The sequence below is a fragment of the Amycolatopsis sp. genome (genome assembly GCF_036008905.1).
In the GTDB taxonomy this organism is placed as follows: domain Bacteria; phylum Actinomycetota; class Actinomycetes; order Mycobacteriales; family Pseudonocardiaceae; genus Amycolatopsis.
This window is the reverse complement of the sequence record NZ_DASYMU010000241.1, coordinates 45,937-64,846: the sequence shown is the minus strand read 5'-3', so window position 1 is coordinate 64,846 and position 18,910 is coordinate 45,937. Positions and strand designations below refer to the sequence as shown.

17 protein-coding genes are annotated in these 18,910 nt (G+C 69.2%); 13 read left to right on the top strand and 4 right to left on the bottom strand.

Annotated elements, in window-relative coordinates:
• Positions 1-81 precede the first annotated feature (81 nt).
• Genes VGP60_RS38500 through VGP60_RS38490 form a run of 3 tightly spaced genes read left to right on the top strand, consistent with a single transcriptional unit; the run spans position 82 to position 7,630 of the window.
• A complete protein-coding gene (locus VGP60_RS38500) occupies positions 82-3,294 on the top strand; it encodes an ATP-dependent DNA helicase (protein ID WP_327553150.1) in 3,213 nt (1,070 codons plus the stop codon).
• Positions 3,291-6,563, top strand: a complete 3,273-nt coding sequence (locus tag VGP60_RS38495) for an ATP-dependent DNA helicase (protein WP_327553149.1) — start codon at positions 3,291-3,293, stop codon at positions 6,561-6,563. The genes VGP60_RS38500 and VGP60_RS38495 overlap by 4 nt, the downstream gene beginning before the upstream one ends.
• An 11-nt stretch (positions 6,564-6,574) precedes the next feature.
• A complete protein-coding gene (locus tag VGP60_RS38490) occupies positions 6,575-7,630 on the top strand; it encodes a DUF2293 domain-containing protein (protein WP_327553148.1) in 1,056 nt (351 codons plus the stop codon).
• A gap of 42 nt (positions 7,631-7,672) precedes the next feature.
• Here the strand turns inward: VGP60_RS38490 and VGP60_RS38485 are convergent, their stop codons facing one another.
• Entirely contained in the window at positions 7,673-8,068 is a 396-nt protein-coding gene (locus VGP60_RS38485) for a hypothetical protein (protein WP_327553147.1), read from the bottom strand.
• 95 nt (positions 8,069-8,163) lie between these two features.
• Here VGP60_RS38485 and VGP60_RS38480 point away from each other — a divergent pair, with 95 nt between their 5' ends.
• Both VGP60_RS38480 and VGP60_RS38475 read left to right on the top strand, forming a co-directional pair.
• Positions 8,164-9,255 (top strand): potassium channel family protein, encoded by a 1,092-nt coding sequence (locus VGP60_RS38480; RefSeq protein WP_327553146.1) that lies wholly within the window; start codon positions 8,164-8,166, stop codon positions 9,253-9,255.
• A 46-nt stretch (positions 9,256-9,301) separates the two neighbouring features.
• Complete coding sequence (locus VGP60_RS38475; protein ID WP_327553145.1) at positions 9,302-9,802, top strand: hypothetical protein; 501 nt, start codon at positions 9,302-9,304, stop codon at positions 9,800-9,802.
• 169 nt (positions 9,803-9,971) lie between these two features.
• Here VGP60_RS38475 and VGP60_RS38470 read toward each other — a convergent pair whose 3' ends face one another.
• Positions 9,972-11,027 (bottom strand): neutral zinc metallopeptidase, encoded by a 1,056-nt coding sequence (locus VGP60_RS38470; RefSeq protein WP_327553144.1) that lies wholly within the window; start codon positions 11,025-11,027, stop codon positions 9,972-9,974.
• A 294-nt stretch (positions 11,028-11,321) separates the two neighbouring features.
• Between VGP60_RS38470 and VGP60_RS38465 the strand changes: the two genes are divergently transcribed.
• The 6 genes from VGP60_RS38465 to VGP60_RS38440 all read left to right on the top strand — a co-directional run bounded on the left by VGP60_RS38465 (position 11,322) and on the right by VGP60_RS38440 (position 17,311).
• Complete coding sequence (locus tag VGP60_RS38465) at positions 11,322-12,410, top strand: hypothetical protein (protein WP_327553143.1); 1,089 nt, start codon at positions 11,322-11,324, stop codon at positions 12,408-12,410.
• Positions 12,404-13,048, top strand: coding sequence for a DUF4129 domain-containing protein (locus VGP60_RS38460; RefSeq protein ID WP_327553142.1), 645 nt, complete (start codon positions 12,404-12,406; stop codon positions 13,046-13,048). Before VGP60_RS38465 ends, VGP60_RS38460 begins: the two co-directional genes overlap by 7 nt.
• Positions 13,045-14,172, top strand: coding sequence for a DUF4350 domain-containing protein (locus tag VGP60_RS38455; protein WP_327553141.1), 1,128 nt, complete (start codon positions 13,045-13,047; stop codon positions 14,170-14,172). Before VGP60_RS38460 ends, VGP60_RS38455 begins: the two co-directional genes overlap by 4 nt.
• On the top strand, positions 14,169-15,146 hold the full coding sequence (locus tag VGP60_RS38450) for a MoxR family ATPase (protein ID WP_327553140.1): 978 nt from the start codon (positions 14,169-14,171) through the stop codon (positions 15,144-15,146). Before VGP60_RS38455 ends, VGP60_RS38450 begins: the two co-directional genes overlap by 4 nt.
• Before the next feature lie 3 nt (positions 15,147-15,149).
• The gene (locus VGP60_RS38445; protein WP_327553139.1) at positions 15,150-16,445 is read left to right on the top strand and encodes a DUF58 domain-containing protein; all 1,296 of its coding nucleotides are present in this window, start codon (positions 15,150-15,152) and stop codon (positions 16,443-16,445) included.
• Between the two features lie 71 nt (positions 16,446-16,516).
• On the top strand, positions 16,517-17,311 hold the full coding sequence (locus VGP60_RS38440; RefSeq protein WP_327553138.1) for an SdrD B-like domain-containing protein: 795 nt from the start codon (positions 16,517-16,519) through the stop codon (positions 17,309-17,311).
• 11 nt (positions 17,312-17,322) lie between these two features.
• Here VGP60_RS38440 and VGP60_RS38435 read toward each other — a convergent pair whose 3' ends face one another.
• Positions 17,323-17,580 carry a hypothetical protein gene (locus VGP60_RS38435; protein WP_327553137.1) on the bottom strand — a complete coding sequence of 86 codons (258 nt, stop codon included), beginning with the start codon at positions 17,578-17,580 and terminating at the stop codon, positions 17,323-17,325.
• On the bottom strand, positions 17,577-17,765 hold the full coding sequence (locus tag VGP60_RS38430) for a zinc finger protein (protein WP_327553136.1): 189 nt from the start codon (positions 17,763-17,765) through the stop codon (positions 17,577-17,579). The genes VGP60_RS38435 and VGP60_RS38430 overlap by 4 nt, the downstream gene beginning before the upstream one ends.
• A gap of 96 nt (positions 17,766-17,861) precedes the next feature.
• On the opposite strand from VGP60_RS38430, the gene VGP60_RS38425 reads away from it, so the two are divergent.
• Positions 17,862-18,749, top strand: a complete 888-nt coding sequence (locus VGP60_RS38425; RefSeq protein WP_327553135.1) for a helix-turn-helix transcriptional regulator — start codon at positions 17,862-17,864, stop codon at positions 18,747-18,749.
• On the top strand, positions 18,712-18,885 hold the full coding sequence (locus tag VGP60_RS38420) for a DUF397 domain-containing protein (RefSeq protein WP_327553134.1): 174 nt from the start codon (positions 18,712-18,714) through the stop codon (positions 18,883-18,885). The genes VGP60_RS38425 and VGP60_RS38420 overlap by 38 nt, the downstream gene beginning before the upstream one ends.
• Positions 18,886-18,910: the final 25 nt, after the last annotated feature.

The window sequence follows — 18,910 nt, the reverse complement described above, 5'->3', positions numbered from 1 at the left end:
ACCACTCTGCCGGACCGGCAGCCCAACACGCTGACCGACCCGCTACCACGATGTGTCGGACGGGCGTGGTTCCATCCAGGGGTGAGCGGGAGGAAAACGGCGAGCCAGGTCGGTGCGCGGCTGGTCCGCGCGCCGCTCGAAGTCGCGCCTCCGCTGCATTGGGACGCCGGCGCGCGCCGCGTTTTGTCCGCTCCCAGCGGGTTTTTGCGGGTGGTCGGTGGTCCCGGCACGGGCAAGACCAAGCTGATCGCGGCCACGGTGGCCCGCCGGATCGCTCAAGGTGGAGTAGAGCCTGAGCGTCTGCTGGTGCTCACGCCGTCCCGCCGATCGGCGGACGCGATGCGCCGGGATATCGCCCGCATGCTGAACTCCGACCCCGAGCTGGACACGGAGATCCCGCGTACCGCGAGCGAACCGCTGGTGCGAACGGTCCACTCGTACGCGTACGGCATCCTCCGGCTCGAAGCCGCCGCGAACGGCACTCCCGCACCGCGGTTGCTGGCCGGCGCCGAGCAGGACGTCGTCGTGCGTGAGCTGCTCGCGGGTGACCTCGACGAAGGTGGCCTGAACTGGCCTGACTCGCTGCGGCCCGCGCTCATGGTTCCGGGGTTCGCCGAGGAGCTGCGCGACCTGCTGATGCGCGCCGCCGAACGCGGTCTCGGCCCCGAGGACCTGGTGAAACTCGGCAAGAGCAGAGGTCGTGAGGAATGGGTCGCGGCCGGTAACTTCTGGCGCCAGTACGAAGAGGTCACGCTGCTGCAGGGCGTCGGCGGCAACGCGCTCGGCATGCCCGTCTCGCCCGCGCTCGACGCCGCCGAGCTGGTCACTTCGGCTCTCCTGGCCCTGGATTCCGACCCCGAGCTGCTCTCTCGCGAGCAGACCCGCGTCCGGCACCTGTTCGTCGACGACGCTCAGCACCTCGACCCGCTGCAGTTCCGCCTGCTGCGCCGGATCGGCTCGACGGCCGAGGAGTTCGTCGTCGCGGGTGACCCCGACCAGTCGGTGTTCTCCTTCCGCGGCGCGGATCCCCGGCTGCACAACGACGCGGACAGTGAGGGCGGGCGGACGGTCCGGCTCACCACCACGCACCGGCTGAGCACGGGCGTGCATACCGTCGTCTCGCGGCTCGCCGGGACGCTCGCCGGCGCGGCTCGACACCGCAAGACCACCACCGCGCCGGACGCGCCCAATGGCCTGGTGCGGGTCCGGCTCATGCCGACCCCGGCCGCCGAGGCGAGCTGGGTGGCCGATCAGCTTCGCCGGGCCCATCTGGTCGACGGTGTGCCGTGGTCGGAGATCGCGGTGCTGGTGCGCTCGCCCGCGCGGACGTTTTTGGTGCTGCAGCGGGCTTTGCGCGCGGCCGGCGTGCCGATCGGCTCGGCTCTCGAAGAGCTGCCGCTGGCCAAGCAGTCCGCTGTCCGGCCGTTGCTGGCCGTGCTGCGGCTCGCCGCGAACCCATCGCTGCTGGACGTCGATCTGGCGGAGATGCTGCTGGCGTCGTCGCTCGGCGGTGCCGACCCGCTGGCGGTGCGGCGGCTGCGCCGAGGCCTGCGGCGGTTGGAAACGGCAGGGGGCGGGCAGCGGTCGAGTGACGAGCTGCTGGTCGAAGTGTTGCGGGACAATGATCTTCTGATCGGGCTGGCGGACGCCGAAGCCGCGCCGATCCGCCGGATCGGTGAGCTGTTGCGAGCGGCACGGGACGCTGTCGTCCGCGGGCTCGGTGTCGAAGAGGTGCTGTGGGAGCTGTGGCAGGCCAGCGGCCTGGAGCAGCGGATGGTGCGGCTGGCGGGGCGCGGTGGTTCGCTGGGCATGCAAGCCGACCGTGATCTCGACGCCGTGGTCGCGTTGTTCGACGCGGCCGGGCGTTATGTCGACAGGTTGCCGCGTGCCGGGGTCGCCGAGTTCGCCGATTACCTTTCCTCGCAACATATCGCGGGCGACAGCCTGGCTCCGGCCGCCGTCCGCGGTGAGGGTGTCTCGCTGCTCACCGCCCATGGCGCGGCGGGTCGCGAATGGACGGTCGTGGCCATCGCCGGTGTCCAGGAAGGCAGCTGGCCGGACCTGCGGTTGCGCGGATCGCTGCTGGGGGTCGAGAAGCTGGTCGACCTTTTGTCCGGTGTGGACAGTGAGAACATGTCGGCCACCGCGCCGATCCTTGCGGAGGAGCGCCGGCTGTTCTTCGTCGCCGCGAGCCGGGCGCGGCGCACGCTGCTGGTCAGCGCGGTCGCCGGTGAGGACGAGCAGCCGTCACGGTTCCTTGACGATCTCGAAGAGGTCGGCGACGAGACGGCCAAGGCCGCGCGGACCCAGCCCGCCGAGCGCGCGCTGGTGCTGGCCGAGCTGGTCGGCGAGCTGCGCCGGGTTTCCTGTGACAGCAAGACGGAACCCGCGAGACGTCGTCGCGCGGTGCGGCAGCTGGCCAAGCTGGCGGCGGCCGGGGTTCCCGGCTCGCACCCCAGCACGTGGTACGGCGTCGCCGAGCCGTCCACGACCGAGCCCCTGCACGGGCCCGGCGACCTGGTCAAGATCTCACCCTCCACTGTGGACATCCTGGCCCGTTGCCCGTTGCGGTGGCTCATCGAGCGGCATGGCGGTAGCGACCCGGCCCAGCTGGCGGCGGTCACCGGAACCCTGGTCCACGGGCTCGCCCAGGCGGTGGCGGCGGGCACCAACGACGAGCAGCTCCAAGCCGCGCTCGACGACGCCTGGGCCCGCGTGGACGCCGGGGCGCCCTGGTTTTCCCGCCGGGAACGCAAACGCGTCGAGCAGATGCTGCGCAACTTCATCACGTGGCTCCGGCAGAGCCGGGCCGAGCTCGCCGAAACCGGTGTGGAACAGGACATCGAGGTCGAACTCCCGGCCGAGGACGGCGAAGCACGCGTGCTGCTGCGCGGCCGGGTCGATCGGGTCGAGATGGACTCCGAGGGCCGGCCGGTGATCATCGACATCAAGACCGGCAAGGTCCCGGTGACAGCGGCCGAAGCCGAGTTGCATCCGCAGCTCGCCGCCTACCAGCTGGCGGTACTGCTCGGCGCGTTCGAAGGCAAGCCGGAGCCCGGTGGCGCGAAGCTGGTGTATGTCGCGAAGTCGAACAACAAGACCGGCTCCACCCAGCGTGAGCAGGCGCCGCTGAACGACGACAGCGGGCGGCAGTGGCTCGAACTGGTCCGCTCGGTCGCGGCTTCGGCGTCGGGCCCGGAGTACCAGGCGAGCGAGAACACCGAGTGTGATCGTTGCCCGGCAAGGGGTTCGTGTCCGATCCGGCCCGAAGGCCGTCAGGTGACGGGTCCATGACCCTGGTCTCGCCCGCCGAAGTCGCCGAGGCCCTTGGCCTGCATCCGCCGACTCCGGAGCAGGCGGACGTGGTCGCCGCGCCGATCGAACCGGCGCTGGTGGTCGCGGGCGCCGGGGCGGGCAAGACGGAAACCATGGCGGCGCGGGTGGTCTGGCTGGTGGCCAACGGGCTCGTCACTCCGGAACGTGTGCTCGGCTTGACGTTCACCCGCAAGGCCGCGCGGCAGCTGGCCGAGCGGGTCCGCGCGCGGCTGCGGCGGCTGGCCGGTTCCGGGCTGCTGGAACAGATCGACCCCGGCGGCCAGCGACGCGCCGCGGTGCTCGCGGGCGAGCCCACCGTGCTGACCTATCACGCCTACGCGGGCAGGCTGCTGTCCGAGCACGGGCTGCGCCTGCCGGTGCAGCCCGGGGTTCGGCTCCTCTCGGAGACCGCTTCTTGGCAGCTGGCACACCGGGTGGTGTCCACTTGGGACAATGACCTCGAGACCGATCGCGTGCCCGCTTCCGTGACGGCGCAGGTGCTTTCGCTCGCCGGTGAGCTGGGCGAGCACCTTGTCGGTGTCAAGGAGCTCGGCGAATACACCAGCTGGCTGTGCGAGGTCATCGAAAACGCGCCGCGCGCCAAAGGGCAGCGCGCCGGGCTGCCGATGAAGCTCAAGGACGTCGTCGAGGCACAGCGGTTCCGGCTCGCGCTGCTGCCCCTGATCGAGGGCTACCAGCAGCGGAAACGGTCCGAAGGTGCGCTGGACTTCGCCGACCAGATGTCGCTCGCCGCGCAGCTCGCGGGGAGCCACGCCGAGGTCGTCGCCGGGGAACGCGAGCGGTACGGCACGGTACTGCTGGACGAATACCAGGACACCGGGCATGCCCAGCGCGTGCTGCTGCGCGCGTTGTTCGGCGGGGTGGAGAACCCGCCGATGCCGGTCACCGCGGTAGGCGATCCCGCGCAGGCCATCTACGGCTGGCGTGGCGCGAGTGCGGCGAACCTGCCGCGGTTCGTCACGGACTTTCCCCGGATGGAAGACAAAAAGCTGGTGCCGGCCGGGAGTTTCGGCCTGCTGACCAGTTTCCGCAACCCGCCGGAGATCCTGACATTGGCGAACGCGATTTCCGAACCGTTGCGCGCCAAAGGACTCGGCGTCGAACGACTGCGCGCGCGGGAGAACGCCGGAGCCGCCGACATCGCGTGCGCGCTGCTGCCGGACGTCCGCGCCGAACGCGAATGGGTGGCCGACGCGCTGGCCTCGCGCTGGTTCGCCGAACTCGACGAGACCGGCACACCGCCGACGGCCGCGGTGCTGGTCCGCAGGCGTGCCGACATGGCACCGCTGGCCGCGGAACTACGCGCACGCGGGCTTCCGGTCGAGGTGGTCGGGCTCGGCGGGCTGCTCGACGAACCCGAAGTCGCCGACCTCGTGAGCACGTTGCGGGTATTGGCCGACCCGCTCGCCGGGACCGCCGCCGCGAGGTTGCTGACCGGCGCTCGCTGGCGGATCGCGAGCGCCGACCTCGCCGCGTTGTGGCGCCGCGCCAACGATCTTTCGAGCCCCGCGGGCGTCGATGAGTCCAAAAAGGACGAGCCGGTGCTGTTCTCCGAGCGCGCCGAGCAGGCCGGTCTGGTGGACGCGCTCGACGACCCGGGCGAGCCGCAGAAGTACAAGTACTCCAGGGACGGCCTCTACCGCATCCGGCGCCTCGGTCGCGAACTCTCCGCGTTGCGCCGACGGCTCGACCAGTCGCTGCCCGAGCTGGTCGCCGACGTCGAACGCACCATGCTGCTCGACGTCGAGTCCCTCGCCCGGCCGAGTTCCGTCGGGCGCGCGCACCTGGACGCCTTCGCCGACGTCGTCACCGACTACGCCGAAGCCGCGCCGACGTCCACTTTGTTGTCCTTTATGGACTATCTGAGCACCGCGGCTCACGCCGAAGATGGCTTGACGCCAGGGGAAGTCGCGGTCGTCCCCGACCGGGTGCAGGTGCTCACCGTGCACTCGGCCAAGGGGCTGGAGTGGAAGGTCGTCGCCGTCCCGCACCTGGTACAGGACGTCTTCCCGAGCAAACGGCGTTCGTCGTCGTGGCTCCGGACCGTGACGGCGTTGCCCGCCGCGCTGCGCGGTGACGCCCAGGACCTGCCCGAGCTGCGTGTCGCCGCCGGGTACGACCGCAAGGAAGTGCTTGAGGGGCTTGAACTCCACGAGGAAGGCTTTGTCGAGCGGGAGGCCGAGGAGGAGCGTCGGCTTTGTTATGTCGCGCTGACCCGGTCCGAGCACGCGCTGCTGGTTTCGGGGTACTGGTGGAACGAGACGAGCACCAAACCCAAGGGCCCGTCGGTGTTCCTCACCGAGATCTCCGAGCTGATCCGGGACTCCGGCGAGGGGATCGGCGCTATCGCGGCCTGGGCCGACGAACCTGGGGCGGACGACGAGAACCCGCTGGTCACCGATTCGCGCACGGCGAAATGGCCGCTCGACCCGTTGGGGGACAGGCGAACCGACGTCATGGAAGGCGTCGAGATGATCTTCGCCGCGATGGAGGAAGCCGAAGAGCCGCCCGACCCGTCCGACGAAGCAGAGGAACCCGAGGAGGACCCGGACGGCTGGATCTCCGACACCGACGTGCTCCTCGCCGAGCGCGCACGCGCCGCCGCGCACACCGAACAGGTCACGCTTCCCGAGCAGCTCTCGGTCAGCCAGCTGGTCGAGCTCGCGGCCGACCCCGAAGCGCTCGCCCGCAAGATCCGGCGCCCGCTTCCCTTGCCGCCCAACAATTTCGCGCGGCGCGGCACGGCGTTCCACGGCTGGCTGGAGTACCGGTTCGGCGGCGAGCAGCTGCTCGAGATCGACGACCTGCCCGGCGCCGCCGACGTCGACGCGGCCCCGGACAGCGACCTCGAAGCACTGCAGGAGGCGTTCGAGCGGAGTGCCTGGGCGGACCGGACTCCGTTCGATGTCGAGGTTTCGTTCTCCGCCGACGTCGACGGGATCGCCGTGCGCGGCCGGATGGACGCCGTCTACCTGGAACCGGACGGTACCTGGACGGTCGTCGACTGGAAGACCGGCTCGGTCCCGGACGCGGACCGGGCACGGCCGCTCGCTGTGCAGCTGACGGCGTATCGGCTCGCCTGGGCGGCGCTGCGGCGCGTTCCGCTGGACCAGGTGCGGGCCGCGTTCCATTACGTGCGCCAGGATCGCACGGTGTGGCCGGAGGACCTCATGGACGCCGACGGCCTGCGCGAGCTGCTGCGAAGTGTCCCGCAGCAGGCGCAGTAAACTCGTCGGTCATGGAGGAGCAGCGGCCGAAGGTCCAGCGCAGGGTGATCGCGGCGGCGGAGGCGGATCTCGCACGCCAGAAGTACGTCGCGCCGATCGATATCCTTTCCCAGCTGGGCTGGCTCCCGGCCAACTTCGTCGACAAGTGGCGTACCGGGCGGAGCGCGCATCTCGAAGGTGTCGCCGTCGACGAAGCCAAGGTCCGGACGGCGTTGGGGTATCTGCGATCTTGGGCGGAGCAGCAAGGACTTCTGGCGAGCGAAATGCCGTACCTCGCGGGGACGCGGGACCGGCGGCCGTTGCGGTTCACCGAGAACGGCGAACCGGAGCTCGAACGCATATTCCACACGCACTGGGTTTCGCCCAACCTGTCCGAGAAGCGGCGCGAACAGCTCGAAGCGCGGCAGAGCAAGGCACCCGACCTCGTGGTGATCTCGCCGGTGAACGACTGGACCTGCCGGGGCTGCGGCGTCCGCGGTGACGCGGGCGAGTTCATGTTCCTGGAGGACGAAGCCCCGCATTGCCTGGACTGCGCGGACTTCGGCCACCTCGTGTTCCTGCCCGCCGGCAACGCGGCGATGTCGCGGCGCGCGAAGAGCGAGAGCGGGCTTTCCGCGCTGGTCATGGCATTCAACCGCCGGCGCAAGCGCTACCAGCGGCTCGGCATCCTCGTCGAGCAGGCCGCGTTGGAGAGCGCCGAGCAGAAATGTCTCGCCGACGAGGACGTCCGTGCGCTGCGCCGGGTGCGCGACGCCGAGCGCCGGGCCGCGGGGGACGTCGAATTCCAGGCGGAGATGGCGGAAGCGATCCGGAAGGCCTTCCCGCGTTGTCCCGGCGAGCGGCCGCAGCGGATCGCCGAGCACGCCGCTGTCCGCGGCAGTGGCCGCGTCGGGCGCTCGGCCGCCGGGCGGGCGCTGGACGACAACGCCGTGCGCGCGGCCGTCGTCGCGTCGGTCCGGCATTTGGACACGCCGTATGACGAACTGTTGATGTCAGGCGTGCCGCGGCCCGTCGCGCGAGACCGGATCCGCGCGGAAATCGATCGGGTACTGGATTCCTGGATGTGACAGCGGCACGAAGCGTCTCCGTTGAGGGTGGCGGGACACGACCTAAGCGGAGTCACGCACCTTCAAGGCCCACAGGACGAGCGGCCACTGGATCGGCAGCCGGACCCACGCGGCCAGCCGCTCCCGGGCGGACTTCTGCTTGCGCTCGGCGTCGAGCGCCATCTTCACGTTGGCCGGGAACACCCCGACGAACAGCAGCGCCGCGGTCAGCCCGCCGAGCCGGCGCGTGCGCGGGGTGACGATGGCGGCGGCCACGGCCAGTTCCGCGATCCCGGACAGCTGCGTCCACTGCCGCCGCGACCCGGGAAGCTGCTTGGGCACCATGCCGTCGAAGAACTTCGGGCGGGCGAAATGCAGCACGCCGGAAGTACCGAGCAGTCCGGCGAGAGCGAGTGCGGGACGCTGTGACGAGCGGAAAGGCTTCGAAACACGGGACATGATCAGAGCTTCGCACAGAAGCCCGGCGGGGTCCGGGAGGTGTGAGCTAGCATCCCCGGCGTGAGTGATGTTGACCACCGGTTCGAGGCCGGGGCATGAAGGGGTTCAAGGGGTTTCCGCGATTCCCCCTCGGCGGCCACCTGAACGATCAGCCGGACCACGAACTCGTCGGCGTCATCCGGATGCCGGAACTGACGGTCAGCCCGCTGCGGGCGATCCTCAAGCGGGTCATCGGCGCGATGCTGGCGCTGCTGGCCACCGTCTTGATCGTCTACCTGGACCGCGACGGCTATCGCGACGCCAACGGCGACGGGCTTTCGCTGCTCGACAGCCTCTATTACGCGACGGTTTCGCTGTCCACGACGGGTTACGGTGACATCGCCCCGGCGACTTCGTCGGCCCGGTTCATCAACGTCATCATCATCACCCCGCTGCGGGTGCTTTTCCTCATCGTCCTGGTCGGTACCACACTGGAAGTGCTCACCGAGCGTTCCCGACAGGCTTTCAAGATCCAAAAGTGGAGGTCGAAGGTGGAAGACCACGTGGTGGTCGTCGGGTTCGGTACGAAAGGCCGGTCCGCGGTGAACACCCTGCTCGGTGACGAGACCGTCGAGCCGGGGCACATCGTGGTGGTCGACACCGACACGCAGGCCCTCGAAGCGGCCAGCGCGCTCGGCCTGGTCACCGTGCACGGCTCCGCGACCCGGTCCGACGTCCTGCGCGTCGCGGGTGTGCAGCGGGCCAAGGCCATCGTCGTCGCCCCGAACCGGGACGACACCGCGGTACTCGTGACGCTGACCGCACGCGAGATCGCGCCCAAGGCGCACATCGTCGCTTCGGTGCGGGAAGCGGAGAACGTCCACCTGCTCAAGCAGTCGGGCGCCAGCCAGGTCGTGGTGTCCAGCGAAACCGCGGGCCGCCTGCTCGGGATGGCGACTACGACCCCGCTCGTCGTCGACATGGTCGAAGACCTGCTGACCCCGGAATCGGGCCTCGCGATCGCCGAACGGCCGGTGGAACCGTCCGAAGAGGGCGGTTCGCCGAGGCATCTCGCGGACATCGTGCTCGGTCTGGTGCGCGACGGCGTCCTGTACCGCGTGGACGCTCCGCAGGCCGATGCCATCGAGCCTGGCGACAGGCTGCTTTTCGTCCGTAAAGTTTCGCAGGTCGACAAGATCGAACGCTGACCCGGGTTCCTGTGCATCGGCGCGGGGATCTGGGACGATTGCCGGTGTGCGGCAGCGAGTGGAACTCCTCAGAAGACAGGTCCAGCTGCACTGGAAGTCCCTCGGCGTGGCCGCCGGCGCCGGAGTCCTCGTCCTGCTGCTCGTCTGGCTGGCCGGACCGGGCCTTTTCGGTGCCGTCCCGGTCGAGCCGGGCACCGTAGTTTCGGCGGAGGTCACCAAGCAGGTGGAGTGCGCGGTGCCGAACGCCGAGGAAACCGTGAAGTTTCCGCTGAACGGGACCGACCGTGAGGGTTCGCTCAGCGCGTGCGGTCACGACAAGGGCGAGCGCGTCGACGTCCTGGTGCCCGCCGGCGCCGGGGACGGGATGATCCAAGTCGAGACGGCGAAGGTCATGGAAGTCGCGGGCAGCGGTGCCAGCCGCCCACTGGGCCTGTTCCTCGTAACCCTCGCGTGCTTCGCCGGCGCCCTCTACGCCGTGATCCTCCTCCGAAACCCGCCGGCTACCCCGGCCGGCGCAACTACGGCTAACGGGACCATCGTCTCTTGATCCCTTGTAAGGCAAACGTGGCAGGCCATCGCAGGTCAGGCGGCCGCGTGGGGTCGTGAGTGTTTACAAGTGTTAGAACACTCGTTGCCACTCACGAGCCACCTGCCCAGCGCAAGCAGCACGTGCGGGCTTTGGAGCGCCCTGGCCACTCAGACGCGTGAGCGCCAAATCAAGACACAGCGCTGGCGGGGGCGGCGAAGGTGTTGCAGTCGACGATGCGGTTGCTCTTCGCGCCGTCGCGCCACCACTGCGCGTAGTGGGCGTTGGTGCCATGGTCGTGGCTGCCGGAGGTGTTGTCGCCGCGGGTTTCCTGGTCGTTCCACGCCTTGTCGAACATCGTCCTGGTCAGCGTGCCGCCCTGGTCGACGTGGGCGCCGAGGAACATCCCGGAGAAGCACTGGGCCTGGAGTTCCTTGCGCCGTGACATCTCGAGCCCGGCGGGGCTGGTCGGGCCGACCTCGTAGATCTTCTGCCACGCGGCGTCCATCAGCCCGGCGACCTCTTGCACGTGGTGGCCGTATTCGTGGGCGAACAGCGCCAGGTAGACCCCGGGGTTATTGCCGTACTGGTCGGTCTGGAGACCCCGAAAGGGCACGTAGAGGTTGTTCTCGCAGTAGTAGGCCGCTGTCGCGATGCCGACCTGGATGGTCCCGCATTCGGTGTCGAAGCTCGCCCCGGTGGGGAAGTGCAGCGCGGGTGGCGTGAACGGCAGCTGGTAGTACTCGAGGAACGGGCCCCACGCCGCGTCGAGGCATTTGCCCGCGGCGGTGAAGAAGGCTTCGGCCGCGGCCTGGTTGCTCTGCCAGGTCGGGAGGGTGCAGACGCGGTTCTTCAGCCCGGCGGCCGGGTCCTGCAGGATCGGGTGGTCGGCGAGCTTGAGGATCTTCTGCGGCCCGGCCGAGCTCGGGGTCGACCGCTCGGTCGAGCTGGGCGCCGACGAGGGCGGTGACGACGAGCCGCTCGGCGGGATCTGCTGCTGGGCCGGCGGATCGGGAGTGCCCTGAAGGCCGGCGCTCGACACGGGCTTGCCGTTGCTGTTCAACGCCACGATCGCGACGCCGCCGAGGACGAGCACGGCGACACAAGCCAGGCAGATGGCGATGATCACGCCGGCGGACTTGCGCCGGGGCGGTGGCGGGAAATGATGTCCCGGCGTCGCCCACTGGCTGTTGTGTGGCGGTGGCTGCACCGGAGCCGGCGACGGCGGCCCGGAGTATCCGCTCATGCCGCCGTATGGGTACCCCGGCTGGCTGCCAGGTCTGGGCGGTTGTGTCATCTGTGCGGTCCCGGTGGGGTCTCGGCGCGGCAAGCTCACCGCGGTCGAACTCGAGCCGGCTGTGTCCGGCTCGCACCCAGCATAACTAGCGTGAAGGGGGTTAAGTGGCAGTCAGGTGGGACAGGTTCCCCACAGTGACCGGCGGTTTGCCCGAAACACCCGCCTCACCCCGCCCGTAGCCGGTGGCCCCAAGCTCTGAAAGAGTGTGCGTAATCGGTCAACACAGGGGCTTAGGGGCTATCGATGACGGACACCAGCGGACCTTCCGGGCCTGTAGAGCCGGACGCTCCGAAACCGGGGCAAAACGTGCCGCCGGACGACCAGCCCACCCCGCCGACGGGCTTCCAGCAGCCCTCACCCACTCCGCCGGGGCAGTGGCAGCAGACGCCGCCTCCCAGCTACCCGCAGCAGGCTCCCCAGAGCCGCCAGTGGCATCCGCAGGGGCTCGGCAAACCGGGCGTCATCGCGCTGCGGCCGCTGAACCTCGGCGACATCCTCGACGGCGCCGTCACCGCGATCCGCAAGTACCCGCTGCTCATCCTGGGTGTCTCCGCGGCGGTCGCGGTGGTCAGCGCGCTGCTGAACCTGGGTTCGAGCCTGTGGCTGCTGCCCGATCTCGAGCGGGCCGCCAGCCTCGACCCCAACACGATGACCCAGGAGCAAGCCCTCGACCAGGCTTTCAGCCTGCTGGGGAGCACCTCGATCGTCCTGGGTGTGACGCTGGTCATCTCGCTGCTGACGCAGACATTCCTCTCCGGCTTCCTGACCGTGGTGATGGGCAAAGCGGTGCTGGGCAGGCCGGTCACCTTCGGCGACGCGATGAAGGAGCTGAAGACACGGTTCCTCCCGCTACTGGGGGTGACGGTCCTCTTCACCCTGGCCGTGGTCGCCGGCACGATCCTCTGCCTCATCCCGGCGGTCCCGGTGTACGTCTTCTTCTCGCTGGCCGGCCCGGCGCTGATCCTCGAGCGTTCCACCGTCGGCCAGGCGTTCGGCCGCTCACGCAAGCTGGTGAGCGGTTCGTTCTGGCGGGTCCTCGGGATCCTGTTGCTGGCCTTGGTGATCAGCATCGTGATCACCATCGTCATCGGCATCCCGTTCAACCTCGGCAGCGGCGCGTTCGGCAGCATCATCAACCCCGGCGATGTCTCCGGCCTTTCGATCGGCTCGCTGCTCCTCCAGTCGATCGGCACGATCATCGCCCAGACGATCGTGACGCCGTTCGTCGCGCTGGTGACCGTGCTCGTCTACATCGACCAGCGGATGCGCACGGAAGGAATGGACATCGAGCTCGCTCGCGCGGCGGGTGTGACCCCGCCGCAGCAGTGGTGATCTCCTTCCTCGCCGACGTCCCGGTCGAAATCGGCCGGGACGACGCGCGCCGCGCGGCCGCGGCCGAGCTGACCGATCCCGGTTACCGCGCGGCCGAGCCGTCCTTGGTGAGCAAGGGCCTCCGCTGGATCGGTGAGCGGCTTTCGGAGTTGCTGGCGGCGGTTTCGAGCAGCGTGCCCGGCGGGATCTTCGGTCTCGTGGTGCTGGTCGTCGTGGTGATCGTGCTCGTGGTCGTGATCCGGTTGAAGGCGGGCAAGCTGGGCCGCGCGGCGCGTCAGGAGTCCCTGGTGTTCGAGGGCCGCGTCCGGTCCGCCGACGAATACCGGAAATCCGCCGAAGCCGCCGCCGCGCGCGGTGACTTCGACGAAGCCGTGCGCGAACGTTTCCGCGCGGTGGTGCGGGCACTCGAACAGCGCGCGCTGCTCGACGCGCGTTCCGGCCGTACCGCCGACGAGGCCGCGGCCGACGCGGGCAGGCTCCTGCCCGGCTGCGCCGACGAACTGCGCCACGGCGCGGCGGCGTTCGACGACGTGCACTACGGCGGCCGGACGGCGTCGGCCGAGGGTTACCAACGGCTCGTGGACCTCGACGCGCGATGCCGGGCCGAACGGCCCGTCGCCCTCGGAGTGTCCCGGTGACTTCGATTTCCCCCGACGCGCGCCGGATCTGGCATGGTCTCCGCGTCCCGTTCGCGATTCTCGCGCTGATCGTCGTGACCGCTTTGGTGATCGTGCTGTCGCGCGGCGATCAGACGTTCGGGGTGCTCGAACCCGGGTCCTATGAGCCGACAGGTAGTCGTGCGGTGGCCGAACTGCTGCGGGGACAAGGGGTTCAGCTCGAGGTCGTGCGGACGGCCGCCGAGGCCCGCCGCGTCGCGTCCGGTGCGACGGTGCTCGTCACAAACCCGGATCTGGTCCTGCCCGACCGGCTCGAAGACCTCCGTACCCAGGCCAAGGACCTCGTACTGGTCGCGCCGACGCAGAAATCCCTCGACCTGGTGCTTCCGGGCGCGCGGAGCGAAGTCACCATCGGTCTCGACGTCCGCTCGCCGGACTGCACGAACGCGGCGGCGGTCGCGGCCGGGGACGCGCGCGTGGGCGGGATCACTTACCGCACAACGATCACCGGCGCGCGATCGTGTTACGCGGGTGCGCTCGTGCATGTGTCCACATCGGACGATCGTTCGGTGACGTTGCTGGGTGACAGCTTGCCGCTGACCAATCAGTACCTCGACGAAGACGGCAACGCGGCACTGAGTCTGCGTCTGCTGGGGGAGAACCCGCGGCTCGTCTGGTACCTGCCGTCGGCGGCCGATCCCGCGCTCGACACCGCCAAGGTTTCCTTCTACGACTTGATTCCGGACGGCTGGCGGTTCGGCGCGATCCAGCTCGCCGTCGCGGCGGCGCTGTTCGCGTTGTGGCGGGCGCGCCGGCTGGGGCCGGTCGTCACCGAGCCGTTGCCGGTCGTGGTGCGGGCGGCCGAAACCGTCGAGGGCCGCGCCCGGCTGTATCGCAAGGCCGGTGCCGCGGACCACGCCGGAACCATCCTGCGCGAAGCGACCTGCGCCCGGCTGAGGCCGACGCTCGGGCTCACTGTCGACGCCGAACCGGCCGCGATCGTCGAAACCGTCGCCGTCCGGTCCGGCCGGGACGCCGAGCGGGTCGGCGCACTGCTTTTCGGGCCACCACCGGCGGACGATCCCGCGCTGGTGCGGCTCGCGAACGAGCTTGACGTTCTTGAAAAGGAAGTAGGGCAGTCGTGACGAGTACCGAACAGTCCGTCAGCGCGGCCGAGGCGCGTGAGGCGTTGATCGCGCTGCGCGCCGAGGTCGGGAAGGCCGTCGTCGGCAACGACGCCGCCGTCACCGGCCTGATCCTCGCGCTGCTGTGCCGGGGCCACGTGCTCATCGAAGGCGTGCCGGGTGTGGCCAAGACGCTGCTCGTGCGCGCTCTCGCCACCGCGCTGGACCTGAAGACCACCCGGATCCAGTTCACCCCGGACCTGATGCCAGGTGACGTCACGGGCTCGATCGTCTACGACGCGCACAGCGGCGAGTTCTCGTTCCGCGAGGGCCCGGTGTTCACGAACCTGTTGCTGGCGGACGAAATCAACCGCACGCCGCCGAAGACGCAGTCGTCGCTGCTCGAAGCGATGGAGGAGCGGCAGGTCTCGCTGGACGGGCGTTCGCGGCCGCTGCCGGACCCGTTCATCGTGATCGCCACCCAGAACCCGGTCGAGTACGAGGGCACGTACCCGTTGCCCGAGGCACAGCTGGACCGGTTCCTGCTGAAGCTGACCATGCCGGCGCCGTCGCGTGAGGACGAAGTCGGCATCCTCGTGCGGCACTCACAGGGCTTCGACCCGCGTGACCTCGTCGCCGCCGGGCTCAAACCGGTGGCCGGTGCGGCGCATCTCGCCGCGGCGAGGGCCGCCGTCAGCACGGTCGTCGTGCGGCCCGAAGTGATCGGGTACGTCGTCGACGTCTGCCGGGCGACCCGCTCGCTGCCGTCGGTGCGGCTCGGTGTTTCCCCGCGTGGGGCCACGGCTTTGCTCGCGGCGACGCGCGCGTGGGCGTGGCTCGCCGGACGCGACTACGCGACGCCGGACGACGTGAAGGCGTTGGCACGACCGGCTTTGCGGCACCGGCTCGATCTCCGGCCGGAAGCCGAACTCGAAGGCGCGACAGCCGACGGCGTGCTGGATCGCGTGCTCGCCTCCGTACCGGTTCCGCGCTGACCCATGGCACTCACCGGAAGACTCGGCGTACTGGCGCTCTTCGGGGTGCTCGTCGTCGGTCTCGTCGCCCCTTCGTGGACCGGGATCTGGCTGATGGGCGCGGTTCTGCTGGTGCTGGTGGTCGTCGACCTGGCGCTGGCGGGCGGTGTGCGAGGGCTGGCTTTCACGCGCGGCAGTGACCCTTCCGTCCGGCTCGGTGAGCCGATGGATGTCACGCTGACCGTCGGCAACGCCGGCCGGCGGGCGGTGCGCGGTGTCCTGCGTGACGCCTGGCCGCCGAGCGCGGGTGCGGAGGAAGACCGGCACAAACTGGTGATCCCCGTCGGAGAGCGCCGGAACTTCGTGACCCGGCTGGTGCCGACCCGGCGTGGTGACCGGCCCGCTTCCCGGGTCACCGTAAGGTCTTTGGGCCCGCTCGGGCTGGCCGGGCGGCAGGGTTCCCATGACGTGCCGTGGTCGGTCCGCGTGCTTCCACCGTTTCACAGCCGCAAGCATCTGCCGTCGCGGCTGGCGCGCCTGCAGCAGATGGACGGCCGCAACGCGGTGCTGATCCGCGGGCAGGGCACGGAGTTCGATTCGTTGCGGGAGTATGTGATCGGCGACGACGTCCGCTCGATCGACTGGCGCGCTTCGGCTCGGGCGTCCGACGTGATGGTGCGGACCTGGCGTCCGGAACGGGACAGGCATGTGGTCCTGGTGCTCGACACCGGCCGCGTTTCGGCTGCGCGCGTCGGAGACACTCCTCGGCTCGACGCCATGTTGGACGCCGCGCTTTTGCTTGCGGTACTGGCATCCCGTGCGGGTGACCGGGTTGATCTCATCGCGTACGACCGGCAGGTGCGTGCCGCGGTGAAGGGCGCGTCGGGCTCGAATCTGTTGCCCGCCTTGGTGAACGCGATGGCGCCACTGGAATCTTCGTTGGTGGAGACCGATTCGCGCGGCATGGTCGCCGAGATCCTGCGCCGGACCCGGCGCCGGTCGCTCGTGGTGCTGCTCACCGGGCTCGACGCCGCGCCGCTGGAGGAGGGCCTCTTCCCGCTGCTGCCGATGCTGACCGCGCGCCACAAACTCGTGCTGGCCTCCGTCGCCGACCCGCGCGTCGCCGAGATGGCACGCGGACGAGGTGACGCCGAAGCGGTTTACGACGCCGCCGCGGCCGAGCGGACCCTCGCCGAGCGCCGGAACGTCACCGCGAGGCTCGGCCGCTACGGCGTCGACGTCGTGGACGCCACCCCGGACAGCCTCCCGCCAGCACTCGCCGACCGGTACCTCGCGCTCAAAGCCGCAGGTCAGCTGTGACTCTCCGAAGTCGGATTTAGCTCTTCTGGGCGACCCGGCGTCACCCTTGAGGCCACGTAGCTTGAACCGCGATGAGGCACTTGAAACGGGTATTGGGGCTGGCACTGGCCGCGGCGCTGCTCACGGGCGGGACAGCCGGGGCCGGGGAAGCCGCCCACCGGCTCGGTGATTTCGTGTGGCTGGACGCGAACCGTGACGGGATCCAGGATCCGGGGGAGAACGGTGTCCCCGGCGTCACCGCGGTGCTGCGGAATTCCGCGGGCTTGCCCGTCGGCAAGCCGCTGGTGACCGATGCCGACGGCCGCTACCTCTTCGACGGCCTGGCGGCGAGCAAGTACACCGTCTGTTTCGACCTTTCGACGGCGCCTTCGCGGTACCGGGGTGCACAGTGGACGATGCCCCACCTGGGTCGCAACCACACCAAGGACTCCGACGTCGACGCGTCTGGTTGTACGGTGCCCACCTCGCCCAGCGCGGGGAAATACGGGAACCAGACCCTGGACGCCGGAATTCTCGCGCCGCTGAACAAGATCGGCGACTCCGTCTGGCGGGATTCCACTGGGGACGGTGTGCAGGACGTCTCGGAGCCCGGTGTCGCGGGTGTTTCCGTCACGCTGCAGGACGGCGCGGGTAAGCCGCTGCGTCCACCAGTGATCACGAACGCCTTGGGCAAGTACGGCTTCGACAGCCTGTCCGACGGCTCTTACCGCCTCTGCTTCGCCAAGCCCAGTGCTCATTGGACTCTCTCCGGTGCCGGCTCGGATCCTTCCGCCGACTCGGACGTCGACGCTTCAGGCTGCACCCGCGTCATCGTCCTGGGCGCCTCGAACCGCTCGGACTCCACTGTGGACGCGGGCCTCCGCTAGCTGGACGTACTTCACAGCGCTAGTTCCGACAGGCGTCCGGCCAAGGGGGTGGGGTGTCTTGGCGGCCGGGGTGCGGGCATGGCGTCGAGTTCGGTGACGCGGTGCAGTATTTCGGTGCCGAGGTCGTAGAAGTCCAGTCCCAGGTCGCGCATTCCCTCGGTGAAGACGTCCGGATCGGACCGTAGGTGGCTGAGGAGCACGGCGCGCTGCGTGAGCGTGCTGTGGAGCTGGAGTACCCGATCGAGGAGCGCCCTGTCTTCAGGATTCATCTCGCGAGCCAGACGTTTTCGCAGTCGAGACAGGTCGGGTCGAACCAGTGACCGCCGAGATCGGGGATGTCCTCGCGTTCCACGGTCACGTCGGTGCCGCAGAGCGCGGTGAAGGCTTCGCCCTCGCCCGGAGCGCGGCCGTCGAGGGCGTGCCGCCTTCCTTCCGCCTGCTGCCATCGCAACATTTGGTTACCTCCGGTGTGTCGTGTTGATCTCAGAGTAATCACTCGTACTCTCAAGACAAGTTCGTTGCATCAACGAGACAGCTCATCGACGGGACAGTGGAGGTTCTCGTGCCGCGTAAAGCTCCTGGCGCCAAAGCGAAAGGCCTGGGCGCGCAGTTGCGCGTCTGCCGTGAGAAGGCGGGGTTGAACCTGCGCGAGGCGGCCGAGGCCGTCGACTGGGACAAGTCGACGCTCTCTCGGCTGGAGACCGGCAAGCGGAAGATGACCGTGGAAGAGGTCGCCCAGCTGCTCGGGGTGTATCGGGTTCGCGGCGCGGCGAAGGACGAGCTGCTGGCGACCGTGCGCACGATGGACGAGCCGGGCTGGTGGGACCAGGGGCTGCAGGGTTTGCCGAAAGAGTCGCTCACACTGGCCGAATACGAGGCTGACGCTGCTCAGATCACGAACTGGGCGCCCTTGCTCATCCCCGGCCTGTTGCAGACGATGGACTACGCGCGGGCCTGGTTGATCGCCACCGGCACGGACCCTGGCGGTGCCGAGCTGCGGCTCACTGCGAGGTTGCGCCGACAGCAGATCCTCAATACCGGCTTGAAGTACACCGCCTTCATCGGAGAACCCGCCTTACGAACTCCCGTCGGTGACGCGGCGACCTCGGCCAGGCAGCTTGCTGCTATTCGTGAGATCGGCAAGCGCCGGAATGTGTCGATTCGTGTGGTGCCTAACGGCACCGGACCGCACGAGGGGCAGCTCGGCTCTTTTGTGGCTTTGGAGTTCACGACGGCGCCTCCGGTGGTTTTGGTCGAACTACTCAGGTCCAGTGTGTTCATGGATGACGACCGGCAAACTGGTCCGTATCTGGAGACCTTGTCCCGGCTCACGCACGTTGCACTGAGTGAGACAGAATCAGCACGACTCATCACCGGGATGCAGGCGAGGTGGAAGACTCATGATGGAGCTGGTGGGCTGGAAGAAGTCCAGCTATAGCGGTAACAACTCGGACTGTGTCGAGGTGGCCCTTGGCGAGACTGTCGGTGTCCGTGACACCAAAGATCGTGACCGCGGTGCTCTCGTCTTGACTTCTCAGGCGTGGTCGGCGCTGCTCGGAGCCGTACGCGGCTGACACGATTTTAAGGCGCTATTGTCGC